13 protein-coding genes are annotated in these 12,629 nt (G+C 70.4%); 4 read left to right on the top strand and 9 right to left on the bottom strand.

Translation table 11 applies throughout. From position 1 onward, the window contains the following. The first annotated feature begins 296 nt into the window (after window positions 1–296). Window positions 297–2,810, top strand: a complete 2,514-nt coding sequence (locus C1707_RS05480; protein ID WP_101715238.1) for an FtsK/SpoIIIE family DNA translocase — start codon at window positions 297–299, stop codon at window positions 2,808–2,810. A 265-nt stretch (window positions 2,811–3,075) separates the two neighbouring features. Here C1707_RS05480 and C1707_RS05485 read toward each other — a convergent pair whose 3' ends face one another. The 5 genes from C1707_RS05485 to C1707_RS26470 form a co-directional block, all read right to left on the bottom strand. Then, the gene (locus C1707_RS05485; RefSeq protein WP_101715237.1) at window positions 3,076–3,354 is read right to left on the bottom strand and encodes a hypothetical protein; all 279 of its coding nucleotides are present in this window, start codon (window positions 3,352–3,354) and stop codon (window positions 3,076–3,078) included. Between the two features lie 78 nt (window positions 3,355–3,432). Beyond that, window positions 3,433–3,945 carry a DsbE family thiol:disulfide interchange protein gene (locus tag C1707_RS05490; protein ID WP_101715236.1) on the bottom strand — a complete coding sequence of 171 codons (513 nt, stop codon included), beginning with the start codon at window positions 3,943–3,945 and terminating at the stop codon, window positions 3,433–3,435. Continuing rightward, window positions 3,942–4,109, bottom strand: coding sequence for a heme exporter protein CcmD (gene ccmD, locus C1707_RS05495; RefSeq protein ID WP_101715235.1), 168 nt, complete (start codon window positions 4,107–4,109; stop codon window positions 3,942–3,944). Before ccmD ends, C1707_RS05490 begins: the two co-directional genes overlap by 4 nt. 6 nt (window positions 4,110–4,115) lie before the next feature. Then, window positions 4,116–4,865, bottom strand: a complete 750-nt coding sequence (gene ccmC, locus C1707_RS05500; protein ID WP_101715234.1) for a heme ABC transporter permease CcmC — start codon at window positions 4,863–4,865, stop codon at window positions 4,116–4,118. Window positions 4,866–4,914: 49 nt separating this feature from the next. Beyond that, window positions 4,915–5,625: a Spy/CpxP family protein refolding chaperone gene (locus C1707_RS26470; RefSeq protein WP_123170721.1), complete on the bottom strand. Its 711-nt coding sequence runs from the start codon at window positions 5,623–5,625 to the stop codon at window positions 4,915–4,917. A gap of 296 nt (window positions 5,626–5,921) precedes the next feature. Here C1707_RS26470 and C1707_RS05510 point away from each other — a divergent pair, with 296 nt between their 5' ends. Next, complete coding sequence (locus C1707_RS05510) at window positions 5,922–6,815, top strand: DMT family transporter (RefSeq protein ID WP_101713237.1); 894 nt, start codon at window positions 5,922–5,924, stop codon at window positions 6,813–6,815. Here the strand turns inward: C1707_RS05510 and C1707_RS05515 are convergent. Both C1707_RS05515 and C1707_RS05520 read right to left on the bottom strand, forming a co-directional pair. Continuing rightward, a complete protein-coding gene (locus C1707_RS05515) occupies window positions 6,812–7,240 on the bottom strand; it encodes a putative signal transducing protein (RefSeq protein ID WP_101713236.1) in 429 nt (142 codons plus the stop codon). The genes C1707_RS05510 and C1707_RS05515 overlap by 4 nt on opposite strands. 12 nt (window positions 7,241–7,252) lie before the next feature. Then, window positions 7,253–7,708, bottom strand: a complete 456-nt coding sequence (locus C1707_RS05520) for a hypothetical protein (protein WP_101713235.1) — start codon at window positions 7,706–7,708, stop codon at window positions 7,253–7,255. 98 nt (window positions 7,709–7,806) lie between these two features. On the opposite strand from C1707_RS05520, the gene C1707_RS05525 reads away from it, so the two are divergent. Then, window positions 7,807–8,334 carry a surface-adhesin E family protein gene (locus tag C1707_RS05525; protein ID WP_240633870.1) on the top strand — a complete coding sequence of 176 codons (528 nt, stop codon included), beginning with the start codon at window positions 7,807–7,809 and terminating at the stop codon, window positions 8,332–8,334. A gap of 128 nt (window positions 8,335–8,462) precedes the next feature. Here the strand turns inward: C1707_RS05525 and C1707_RS05530 are convergent, their stop codons facing one another. Continuing rightward, complete coding sequence (locus tag C1707_RS05530; RefSeq protein ID WP_240633871.1) at window positions 8,463–10,259, bottom strand: DUF885 domain-containing protein; 1,797 nt, start codon at window positions 10,257–10,259, stop codon at window positions 8,463–8,465. A 128-nt stretch (window positions 10,260–10,387) separates the two neighbouring features. Between C1707_RS05530 and C1707_RS05535 the strand changes: the two genes are divergently transcribed. Next, window positions 10,388–11,368 (top strand): TraB/GumN family protein, encoded by a 981-nt coding sequence (locus tag C1707_RS05535; RefSeq protein ID WP_101713234.1) that lies wholly within the window; start codon window positions 10,388–10,390, stop codon window positions 11,366–11,368. Between the two features lie 176 nt (window positions 11,369–11,544). Here C1707_RS05535 and C1707_RS05540 read toward each other — a convergent pair whose 3' ends face one another. Then, on the bottom strand, window positions 11,545–12,342 hold the full coding sequence (locus C1707_RS05540) for a MipA/OmpV family protein (protein WP_101713233.1): 798 nt from the start codon (window positions 12,340–12,342) through the stop codon (window positions 11,545–11,547). Between the last annotated feature and the right edge of the window lie 287 nt (window positions 12,343–12,629).

Below are 12,629 nucleotides of genomic sequence, written 5' to 3' on the forward strand. Positions count from 1 at the left end.
CAGTCACTTCCCCCTCAATCGCTCCGCGACAGCTCCCCCTTCAGGGGGAGCATCCTCTGGCCGGCCCCACGAAAAACGACCCGGGCGTCGCCGTCCGGGCCGCGAAGTCAGAGGGGATGTTACTAGGGGGATACGAGGCTTGAATGCACGTCTCGCGACTTCGGTTCCATGACGCTCGCGTGACGGCCTGCGACACTAAGTCTTTGTTTCCAGACGGCCCCCAAGCCCGATCTCGGTAAACGCCCCTTAACCATCTGCGGCCACAAGGTAGCCTTCGAAGTGCTTCGGAGTGGTTCATGGCGCGAGTTGCGCGGCGATCGAATGTGGAGCTGGTCTGGGAAGCGGTGCGCTACGGCTGGGACCAGCCGTGGACGGCCCGGTTCCGGGGCGGCGTCCTGGCGGTTCTGGGCGCGGGTCTGCTGCTGTCCCTGGCCACCTACGACGCCTCCGATCCCAGCTTCAACGCCGTCGGCGGCGCGCCGGCCAGCAACGCCCTGGGCGGCGCCGGCGCGGTGATCGCCGACGTGGTCGTGCAGTCCCTGGGCCTGGCCGGCTGGGTGGCCGCGATCATGATGCTGGTGTTCGGCCTGGCCCGCACCGCCCAGCCCGATCCCGACGCCCACCGCCGCGAACTGCGCGTCCGCGCCGGCGTCGGCGTGGCCGGCCTGCTGGCCCTGGCCGGCTTCCTGACCGTCCTGGCCAAGCCCGCCGTCTGGCCGCTGGCCAAGGGCCTGGGCGGGTTCTGGGGCGACGGCCTGCTCAACCTGCTGGCCGGGATCTTCAGCTTCGCCCACATCCCCGGCGCCCGCGTCATCGCCGCCCTGCTGCTGCTGGTCGGCGCCGTGGTCGGCGTCGGCTACGCCCTGGGCGTGCGCCGCGTCGATCCCGAAAGCGTCATGAGCCTGCTCGCCCGCCTGACCGCGCCGCGCGAGCGCGCGCCCCGCCAGAAGCGCGAGCCCGAGCCGGTCCGCGCACCCCGCCCCAAGGCCGCCCCGCGCCGTCCGGTGCGCGACGCCATCGACGCGATCGACAACGACGAACCCCAGGCGCCCGCGCCCCGCCGCGCCGCCCGCGCGGCCGCCCCGGTCGAGGACGACGACGGCATGGTCGTCGCCCCGCAGCCCGCGCCGCGCGCCGCCAAGGCCGCCCGTCCGGCTCCGCCGCCGGTGGACGACGACGAGGACGACTTCGCCCCCAGCTTCGACGCCCGCCCGCTGTCGATCCGCCAGCCCAAGGCTCCGGCCCCCGCCAGCAACCGCGAACAGCGCGAGCAGCAGAAGACCTTCGACTTCGAGGAAGACGAGGACGGCTTCCAGCTGCCGGAACTGGCCATGCTGGCCAAGGCCAAGCCGCGCTCGTCGGAGTTCGACGAGGGCGCCCTGCGCCAGAACGCCCGCCTGCTGGAAAGCGTGCTGGCCGAGTTCGGGGTCAAGGGCCAGATCGACCAGATCCGTCCGGGCCCCGTCGTGACCATGTACGAGCTGGTGCCGGCCCCGGGCGTGAAGACCGCCCGCGTCGTGGCGCTGGCCGACGACATCGCCCGCTCGATGAGCGTGATCTCGTGCCGCGTGGCGGTGGCGCAAGGCCGCAACGCCATCGGCATCGAAATGCCCAACCAGCGTCGCGAGACCGTCTATCTGCGCGACCTGCTGTCGAGCGCCGACTACGACAAGGCCAGCCAGATCCTGCCCATGGCGCTGGGCGAAACCATCGGCGGCGAGCCCTATATCGCCGACCTGGCCAAGATGCCCCACCTGCTGATCGCCGGCACCACCGGCTCGGGCAAGTCGGTCGGCGTCAACGCCATGATCCTGTCGATCCTCTACAAGCTGCCGCCCGAGAAGTGCCGCTTCATCATGATCGACCCGAAGATGCTGGAACTGTCGGTCTACGACGGCATCCCGCACCTGCTGGCCCCGGTCGTGACCGATCCGAAGAAGGCCGTCGTGGCGCTGAAGTGGACCGTCCGCGAGATGGAGGACCGCTATCGCCGCATGTCCAAGATCGGCGTGCGCAACATCGGCGGCTACAACGAGAAGGCCAACGAGGCCCTGGAGAAGGGCGAGCACTTCGAGCGGACCGTGCAGACGGGCTTCGACGACGCCGGCCGTCCGATCTACGAGACCGAGCAGATTCGCCCCGAGGCCATGCCCTATCTCGTGGTGGTCATCGACGAGGTGGCCGACCTGATGATGGTCGCCGGCAAGGACATCGAAGGCGCCGTCCAGCGCCTGGCCCAGATGGCCCGCGCCGCCGGCATCCACCTGATCATGGCCACCCAGCGTCCGTCGGTCGACGTCATCACCGGCACCATCAAGGCCAACTTCCCGACCCGGATCAGCTTCCAGGTCACCAGCAAGATCGACGCCCGCACCATCCTGGGCGAACAGGGCGCCGAGCAGCTGCTGGGCCAGGGCGACATGCTCTACATGGCCGGCGGCGGCCGCATCACCCGCCTGCACGGCCCGTTCGTCTCCGACGGCGAGGTCGAGGCCGTGGCCAAGTTCCTGCGCGACCAGGGCATCCCCCAGTACCTGGAGGAAGTCACCGCCGGCGGCGACGAGGAGCAGGAAGAGGCCATCGAGGGCGCCTTCGCCGGCGAGGGCGGGGCCAACGACCTCTACGACCACGCCGTGGCCGTGGTCACCCGCGACCGCAAGGCCTCGACCAGCTACATCCAGCGCCGCCTGCAGATCGGCTACAACCGCGCCGCCTCCTTGATGGAGCGGATGGAGAAGGAAGGCGTCGTCGGCGCCGCCAACCACGCCGGCAAGCGCGAGATCCTCGCCCCGCCGCCGCCTCCGCTGTAGGGCGCGCAAGACCGCAAGAGGAAAACGCCGCGACGTCGCCCGTCGCGGCGTTTTTCGTTTCGGAGGCGCACCTCAGCCGCCCGCCGCTTCGTCATCCCGGAAAGCGCGTAGCGCTTATCCGGGACCCAGGGGACTGGGCTCGGTAGTTGGGTTCACTGCCCCAGCGGTCGCAGACGCACTGCGGCGGCCCTGGGTCCCGGCTCTGCGCGCTACGCGCTCCGGCCGGGATGACGAAAGAATTGGAGTCCGCCCTGAGGCGAAACCCTCAGACCAGGATGTTCAGCAGCGAGCCGGGGCGCAGGATCTTCTGCGGCTGTTCGGTCGGGGCGGTGAAGGCCTTGGGCGGCACGGTGCGGCGGGCCTGGGGCTCGGTCTGGGTCTGCAGCTGCACGGTCATCGGCGAGGCCGCCGGGCGGGCGCTCGTGGCGTCGGTGACCGCCGCCTGGAAGAAGGCCGCCGCGCGCGACTGGCCAGCCGGGCTCACGGCGCTCGACGTGGGTCGGGCGGCGACGGCGGGCAGGCCGGTGGGACGAACGGTGCTCATGACGCAGGTGATAGCATGGTTAATGCAGAGTGCGCGAGCGTGGTTAACGACCTTCTAAGCCCAAGGACGCGCGACGCTTCAACGCAGCCTGGCGACGAGCCCGTCCAGATCCTGCGGCGTGATCGGCCCGGTGTGCTTGGCCACGACCTGGCCCCGGGCGTCGACCACGAAGGTCTCGGGCACGCCGGTGACGCCGAACTCCACGCCTGCGCGGCCGTCGCGATCGACCAGCCGGGCGGCGAACGGATCGCCCAACCGGCCCAGGAACGCCTCGGTGTTGGCCGGGGCGTCCTTGTAGGCCACGCCGACCACCCGCACGCCGCGGGCCTTCAGCGCCATCAGCTGCGGATGCTCGATCTCGCAGGGCGCGCACCAGGAGGCGAAGAAGTTGACCAGCATCGGCCCGTCGCCGTCGCCGCGGACCGGGGTCGGCGTCCCGCTGTCGAGATCCGGCAGTGACAGGACGGGCACGGGCTTGCCGACCAGGGCGTCGGGGCTGACCTGCGGGTTGCGCTTGAGCGCGTAGCCGGCGAACAGCACCGCCAGGGCGGCCAGAACGATCAGCGGCGCGAAGGCCAGCCAGCGCTTCACTTGCCGGGGTCCTTGGTCTCGGCCTGCCGGCGCTGCGCCTCGGCGCGCCAGCGGCGGGCGGCCAGCAGGCTGTCGGCGATCATCCAGGCGAACACCGCCGCCGTCAGGGCGAAGGCGGGCCAGACATAGACGGCGTACTTGCCGGCGTCGAAATCGAAGCTCATCCGGGGTCAGGCCTCCGCCGCCTTCAGGGCCAGGCTGCGCGCCTTGCGCCGCCAGACCAGCGCCCGGATTCGCACCAGCCACAGCGACCCGAACGCCGACAGATAAGCCAGCTGCATCACCAGCATCGGCCAGGCATAGACGACCGGCAGGCGGTTCTCCGGCTTGGCCAGCAGGGTGGAAGAGCCCTGGTGCAGACTGTTCCACCAGTCGACCGAGAACTTGACGATCGGCAGGTTGATAACGCCGACCAGGGCCAGGATGGCGGCGGCGCGGGCGGCCTTCTGCTCGTCGTCGATCGCCCCGCGCAGGGCCAGATAGCCGAGATAGAAAAGCAGCAGCACCAGCACCGAGGTCAGGCGGGCGTCCCACACCCACCAGGTTCCCCACATCGGCTTGCCCCACAGCGAGCCAGTGGCCAGGGCCAGCACCGTGAAGGCCGCGCCCAGCGGGGCGCAGGCCTGGGCGGCCGCGTCGGCCAGGGCGTGGCGGAACACCAGCGCCAGGAAGCTGGCGATCCCCAGGCACAGATAGACGAACATCGCCAGCACGGCCGCCGGCACATGGATGAACATCATCCGCACCGTGTCGCCCTGCTGGTAGTCCTCGGGCACCGTGAAGGTCAGAACCAGGCCGACCACCGCCAGCACGCCGGCGATGGCGCCGAACATGGGCGCGGCCCAGCGCGAGAAGGCCATGAACCGCTCGGGGTTGGCCAGGAAGTCGAACGGGTTCTTGTTTTGGTTGCGGGCGCCCATCGACCTTGACTTAGATCGGCCAGCGGACGCCCGCAATCGTCTCGCGCGCTTACGAGCCCGACTTGCGCTGGATGATCACCCGGCGTTCGCCCGGACCGCCGAACGACATCGCGCCCAGCCCCTTGGGACCCCGGGCCTCGATGCGGCGCACCGAGACGTTCGGACCGCCGGTCACTTCGGGGCCCAGGGCGTCGAAGGCCTTCTTCTGGCTGGGGGTCAGGGCGTTGTAGAAGGCCCGCGTGGCGTCGGCGCGGCTCCGAAGGTCGGCGGCGACCCTGGTCATCCGCTCGGCCTGCTCGTCGAGGCGCTCCAGCGCGGTCGGCGGGGCCTTGTCCTTGGCGCTCTCGTCACGCGCGGGCTTCGGCTCGGGGCGCTCCTTCGGGCCGGTGGCGGCGATGTAGGTCTTCAGCGCGCCTTCCTGGCGGTCGGTCAGCTGCAGCACGTCGCGCAGGCGCTGGGCGCGGGCTTCCGGATCCCTGTGCATGCGGAAGGCCATCGGGCCGGGATGGCCGCGGAACATCAGGTTGTCGAAGGCCGGCGGAGGCGGCGGCGGCTCGGGCGCTTCCGGCGGAGCGGGCGGCGGAGGCGGCGGCGGCTCGGGCGCTTCCGGCGGAGCGGGCGGCGGCGGCGGCGGCGGCTCGGGCGCTTCCGGCGGAGCGGGCGGCGGCGGCGGGGCGGCCGGCTGGGCCGAGGCCGCGACGACCCCGGCCGCCAGGGCCGCGCCGGCGGCGAGGGTGAGAGACTTCAGGACGAGGCGCATGGCGATCTCCATCGCGAGTGGCGGGAAACGAACTGCGGCCTAGGTTGGAGGCGGTTGTGGCGCGAAAATGTCTGAAGATGTGAACAATGTTACACGAATGAAGCGTAGCCAAGCGCGATGATACGAAGCGCTTGCAGATCAAGCACTTGCAGCTGTTGCTCGAGCGCCTCGCCACGCCGCCTTTCGAAAATTTCATCTTCGCCGGAGCCCTGCTGACAGGCCCTGACACCTCGCTGCGCCATATCCGGGACGCGCCGCCTCTCGCCAGGCGGGCATGGATGCGCCATGAGGCCCCTATGAAACGCGTCGCCTTCCTCGCCCTGATCCTCGCCGGCACGCTCTGGGGGCTGGGCTTTCCCCTCGGCAAGCTGATCCTGCGCGAGACCGACGCGGCCCACATGGTGCTGCTGCGCTTCGTCGTCGCCGCCGTGGTCGCCGCGCCCTTCGCCCTGGCCACCAAAGAAGCGCGGGCCCTGTTCAGGTCGCCGGTGATGCTCGCGTCGGGCGCGCTCTACGGCGTGGCCTTCATGGTGCAGTTCGAGGGCCTGGCCCATGTCAGCGTCACCCTGGCCGCCCTGCTGGTCGGCGCCATGCCGGCCCTGATCGCCGTCTGCGCCAAGCTCATGGGCGAGAAGGTCAGCCGGGCTTCGTGGATGGGCGTCGGCGCGGCCACCCTCGGCGCCGTCCTGATCGCCGGCAAGCCGGACGGGGCCGGCTCGCCGCTGGGCGTGGCGCTGTCTCTGGGCTCTCTGCTGATCTTCCTGGCCTGGCTGGTGGTGCTCAAGCGCGCGCCCAAGGCCCCGACCCCGATGGCCATCCCGGCAGTGACCGTGATCGTCGCGGCCTTCACCGTGCTGCCGATCGCCTTCGCCATGCATGGCCCGCCGAACCTGCACCTGTCGACGACCGCCTGGAGCGGCGTGCTTGGGCTGGGCGTGCTGTCGACCCTGCTGGCCACGGCGGCCTGGCAGTACGGCTCGTCCCGCGTGGGCAGCGCCAGCGCCGGGGTGTTCATCAACATCGAGCCGCTGATGGGCGCCTCGATCGGCGTCCTGCTGTTCGGAGACCACCTGACCCTGGCCCTGGCCGTCGGCGGCCTGATGATCATCAGCGGCAGTTTCGTCGTGGTGCTGGGCGAGAAGCAGGCCGATCCGGAAAGCCTGCAGGCCCAGCCGGCGCCCGCGCCTTAACCGAGCAGGACCACGGCCCAGGCGGCCAGCCCCACGGCGAGGCACAGGCCCGCGACGCCGACCGCGACCGGCCGCATCCAGCCGCCGCGGCCCTTGCCGCCCAGCAGCAGTCCGGCCGTCGGCCCGAAGGTCGCCGCCAGGGCCAGCGCCGCGCCGGCCTTGGCCGTCGAGGCCGCCCGCCCCGGCGGAGCGGCGTCAGGCGCGCTTTCGCCGCCGCGCAGCTCGGCGATCAGCCGCCTGGCCTCGTCGGCGTCGACATCGGGCGTCCACAGGCGAAAGCCGCCCATGGCGATGCTCATCAGGTAGTCGCTGGCGCCCCAGTGCTCGTTCTGGACCAGCACCGGCACGCCCTCGGCCCGCAGGCGCGAGGCGGCGACCTGGGCCTCGACGAGGTCGGCGAAGCGGGCGATCTCGGTCAGGCTCATCGACCGGTCTCCTCAGCGCGGCTCGGCTCCCAGCCGCCAGAGATAAAGCTGCCGCGCCGGCGTGCCGACGCGCAAGCCCTCCAGTTCCTCGCGCTCGGCCTTGGTCAGCTTGAAGCGGGTGTAGCCGCGCCCGGCCAGGCAGGTCTCGACCGCCCCGGTCGCCTGCCGCCGCACCTCGCGCCAGTTGCGGTTCATGTGCAGCTTCTGCTGGTCGGCATAGGCGTACATGGCGTTCAGCCCGCCCTCCGGATCGACGGCCATGTCCATCTCGAACACCACGTCGACCAGGGGCAGCTTCACCGGCGCCTGGGTCTCCACATAGTGCAGGCAGTCGGCGGCATCGGTGCGGTACTTCAGGTAGCTGATCCCCGGCTTGCCCCAGCTTTCCTTGCGCGTGGGGGCGGCCTGGGCCGCGCCGGCCAGGGCGGCGAGCATCAGCAGCGACAGCGCGACGGCCTTGTTCGTCATCCGCGAGGCCCTCGGCCGGTTGATCGTTCGAATACCCATGTTACCGTGACCAGCAACGAAGAAAAGGGCGCTCCCGCGCCCTGCACGGGAGGCCGCCGGTGACCATCGCCGATCTGATGCTCGCCGCGGGCCTGCTGCTGGCGGTCCAGGCCGCCCCGCCGCCGACGGGCCAGGTCTCCGCGCAAACCACCGCCCAGGGCACGATCGACGGCGTCGTCGTCACGCCCGGCGAAAAGGCCAGGGCCATGCCGCGCTGGGCCCAGAAGGTGCGAGGCGACGGCTGGCCGTTCTTCGCCGCCGGCGAGGACGGGGCGGTGCTGATGTTCGCCAAGACCGCCAAGGAGAACGACGGCCTGGCGCCCCGGGGCAAGATCTGGGTCCGCCACGAGTTTCGCGAGCCGCGCACCGAAGCCGAGGCGCCGGGCGCTCCGGCCTTCCGCTCGGAAAAGCTGCTGGTCGAGGTCGACTGTACGGCCAGCCGCTTCCGCAACGCCGCGGCCTTCCGCTATCCGGACAACAACCTCGAAGGCGCCGAGGACGCCTATCGCTTCGAGCAGGGCTGGCAGGTCCCGGCCGCCGGCACGCTGGACGCCACCGTGGTCGAGGCCGCCTGCATGACGCCTTAGGGTATGGACTCAATTGAGCGGTGTTTCGGATCCGCGAAATTCAATCACTTAATCTTCGTCATCCCGGAAAGCGCGAAGCGCTTGTCCGGGAGGACGAGTAAGAATGGTCGCGCAATTGAGTACGGATCCTAGGCCTTCCGCGCCGCGATCCAGGCGTCGACCTGAACCTCCAGCACGTCGAGCGGAACCGAGCCGTTCTTCAGCACCGCGTCGTGGAAGCCCCGCAGGTCGAACTTGTCGCCCAGCGCCGTCTCGGCCCGGGTGCGCAACTCGCGGATCTTCAGCTCGCCCAGCTTGTAGGCCAGGGCCTGGCCCGGCCAGGTGATGTAGCGGTCGACCTCGGCCTCGATGTTGGTGCGCGACAGGGCCGTGTTCTCCAGCATGAAGGCGATGGCCTGGTCACGGGTCCAGCCCTTGGAATGGATGCCGGTGTCGACCACCAGGCGGCAGGCCCGCCACATCTCGTAGGACAGGCGGCCCATGTCCTTCTCGGGCGTATCGTAGAGGCCCATCTCGATGCCCAGGCGCTCGGAATAGAGCCCCCAGCCCTCGACGAAGCCGGTGAAGAAGGCCGCGTTCTTGCGGAACTCCGGCAAGTCCAGCTCCTGCTGCAGCGCGATCTGGTGATGGTGGCCCGGCACGGCCTCGTGCACCGTCAGGGCCGGCATCTCGTAGAGCGGCCGCTGGTCCAGATGGGTGGTGTTGACGAAATAGACCCCGGGCGAGCCCGTGCTGGCGAAGCCGGCGTTGTAGTAGGCCGTGGTGTTGCCCTCGGCGATCTCGGCGGGGATCTCGCGCACGGTGTAGGGCAGGCGGGGCAGGGTTCCGAACAGCCTGGGCATCCAGCCGTCGATGGTCTTGGCCAGATAGGTGGCCTCGCGCATCAGCTCGGCCGGGGTCTTGGCGTAATATTTGGGATCGGTGCGCAGCTTCTCGATGAAAGCCTTGCGGTCGGGCGCGATCCCGCTCTTGCGGGCCACCTCGTCCATCTCGGCGCGGATGCGGGCGACCTCGGAAAGACCCAGCTGGTGGATCTCCTCGGGCGTCCTGGTCGTCGTGGTCATCACACGCACCTGGTAGGCGTACCAGGCCGGCCCCTGGGGCAGGGCGGTCGCGGCCACGTCCCGGCGGCACCTGGGCGCGTAGTCCTTCTCGTAGAAGTCCGACATCGCCTGGTAGGCGGGATTGATCCCGCCGGTGATCGACGCCTTGGCGCGGGCCTGCATGGCGGCCCAGTCGGCCTCGCCGATGGTCTGCGGCCGGGCCCGCTTGAACGGCTTGTAGAAGGCCGACGCCTCCGGGTCCCTGGCGATAGTGGCGGTGATCGTCGCCCCGAACGCCCTCATCGGCGCGCACGGCTGGACGTATCCCTTGGCCAGGCCCTCGCGCACCGTGGCGATCGAGGCGGCGTTGTAGGCCGGATAGAGGTCCAGCCGCTTCAGGTAGCTGTCGTAGTCGGCCTTGGTGAAGAACGGCAGCATGTCGGGCAGGGCGGCGAAATACTGGTGCCAGCTGCCGATGCTGGAGAACAGCATGGTGCGCTGGCCGAACCCGTTGCCCTCGACCTGCTCGGCCAGCATCCTGTGCAGGATCGCCTTGTTGACCCGATCGGCCTGCGAAAGACCGGCGTCGGGAATGGCGTCGAGCCGCTTCAGGAACGCGGCGGCCTCGGCGGCGCGGCGGTCGGCGAAGGCCAGGGAGGGGTCGTCCAGCTGGTCGTCATAGGTCCGCACGCCCAGCAGGGTGGCCTGCACCGGCGCGCCCTTCAGCCACCAGGCCCAGTGCTCGTCGACCACGGCCTTCAGCGCCGGAGACGCCACCCCGATCGAGGCGCTCGCGGCTGGCGCCTGCGCCAGCACCGGCGAGGCAAAGGTTCCAGCCAGCACGGCGGCCATGCAGGCCGCTCCCATCCAACGCTTGAGCATGTTTCCCCCTCCAGGACATCGACAGCCGCCGCAGAGAGCCATGCGTCGGGAAGACCACGCAAGTCGCGCCCCCGTTTCGCCATCCGCCGACGCGCACTATGTCTGGCCGCAAGCAGGAGGAGTACCCCATGGCCGCTTCGAGATCCGCCCGCGTCGCGGCCCTCGCCGCCCTGGCGCTCGCCTTCGCCGTTCCCGCCGCCGCCCAGACGCCGACCGTCGAGCTGCAGCCGGCCGATCCCGGCAGCGCCGTCGTCGAGGAACTGCTGGTGGTCGCCCGCCCGCCGGGCCCGGCCTTGTGGCTGGTCGAGAAGAACGGCGCCAAGCTCTACGTGTTGGGCTCGGCCGCGCCCCTGCCGCACCAGCTGAAGTGGGACAGCCCTCGCCTCAACCGGGCCCTCGACCAGGCCAGCCTCGTGCTGGTCCCGCCCGAGGCCTCGGTCGGGCCGATGCAGGTCACCAAGTTCTTCCTCACCGGCGGCGGCGGGGTGCGCCAGGGCTTCGGCAAGAAGCTGGAGGACCGGCTGCCGCCCGACCTGAAGGAGCGCTTCGTCAAGGCCCGCACCCAGGCCCGCCGCACCGCCATCCCCTACAAGGACTGGAAGCCGGCCGTGGCGGGCTTCGTCGTGCTGTCCGACTTCCGCCAGGCCGCCGGCCTCTCTGAGGCCAAGCCGGTCAGCACCATCGAGCGCATGGCCAAGGCCAAGGGCGTCAAGGTCAAGGCCATGAGCCAGTACCGCCTGGGTCCGGTGCTGAGCGCGGCCGGCAAGCTCTCTGACGAGGCCAATCTCGCCTGCCTACGCGACGCCCTCGACGAGATCGACTACGAGGCGCCGCGCTGGAACACCCTGGGGACCGATTGGGCCAATGGCGACATCGCCTCGGTGCGGGCCCGCTACTCGTCCAGCGCAGCCCAGCGCTGTCTGCTGCGCGCGCCCGGGGGCGCGGGCCTGCTCGCCGACCAGATCGGCCAGTCGGCCAAGACCCTGTCCGAAGCCCTGGAGCGGCCCGGCGTCACCGTCGCCGTCGTCGACCTGGCCTTCCTGCTGCCCAGCAACGGCGTGCTCGACCGCCTGAGGGCCCAGGGCGCGACGGTGACGTCGCCCAATTGAGGGCGACGGCGCGCGCTGTTCGCCGTCTTTTCAATGCTTCCCTCGCCCTCGTGGCGAGGGCCCATGCCAGCGACGTCTCAGACCTGAGCGATCTTGAGGAGGTCTGAGCGGCTGAACCATGGATCCCGGGCACGAGGCCCGGGAAAGCAAGAGAAGGGAAGGGGCGCGGGGGCGCCCTACCGTCCGATGAACCGCCGCACGACGATCAGGCCGCCGCGGTACTCGTCCTGCTGGCCGAACCGCTCGATCAGCGGGCTGTCGGCGGCGTCGCCCAGGATGCGCTCGTAGTTGGCGAAGGTTCCCACGGCGTACTTGTCGCCGATCGGGGTCATCATCAGGAAGGCGACGCCGACCTGGTTCAGTCCGCCCTTGGGATCGTACTGCGCCAGGCTCGGCACGGCCGCCACGTCCTTGGCGGTGACGCCGTAGAAGGTGCGGTTGGTGTTCTTGTCGCCGCCGCGGGCGTAGACCATCGACTGCAGCAGGCCCACCGGCGTCACGTCCTGGCGCGACACCGAGCCCCAGAAGTCCCAGCCGTCGGACACGCCGGTGACGTCGCGGCCGATACGGCCGCCGACCACGAAGTCCTTCCAGGTGCGCTTGTAGGCATAGACGGCCAGATCCGCGCCGGTGTCGGGGCTCTGGATGCCGCTGTCGGTGTCGTCAGGACCGCCCCAGCGCGGGCGCAGCTGGGCGCCGACGTGGAAGTCCTCGTCGTTGACGACGTTGTAGCCCAGGCCATCCAGGCCGTTGGCGTAGATCTTACCCTTCCAGTGGGCGCTGCCCCAGAAGGTGAAGTTGGTCTTGTGGGGGTCCTTGCCGCCGGGGCTGAAGCCGTAGACGGGGCCGCCGCCGACATCGACCTCCCAGGTCGCGGGCGCTTCGACGTCCTTGTAGGGCAGGGCCTGGGCGAGGGCGGAGACGGGCAGCAGGGCGAGAGCCGCGACGGCGGCGAACAGGAGCTTGGTCGACATGGAGTCCTTGCGAGCAGACCAGACGAAACGGGACCCCAATCCCTGACCGCATCCCGTCGAACGCGTTCGATGAAGCCCTTAATCCTCCGCGAACGGAAAGGCAAAGGCCTTCGCGCCGGCGCCCGCCCCTCGGCGAGCCCCTCGACCAACTGGGGCCAAGCGACTCGAAATCCTTGCATTTTCCACAGCGCTCCCGCATAAGCGCCCACTTCCGGCGCTTTATCAGCAGCGCCTCCACCGTCACGACCCCGCCCCGGTAGCCCGGGACACCATGCGGACGAGGACGG

It is taken from the genome of Caulobacter flavus (assembly GCF_003722335.1).
GTDB classification, from domain to species: Bacteria; Pseudomonadota; Alphaproteobacteria; order Caulobacterales; family Caulobacteraceae; genus Caulobacter; species Caulobacter flavus.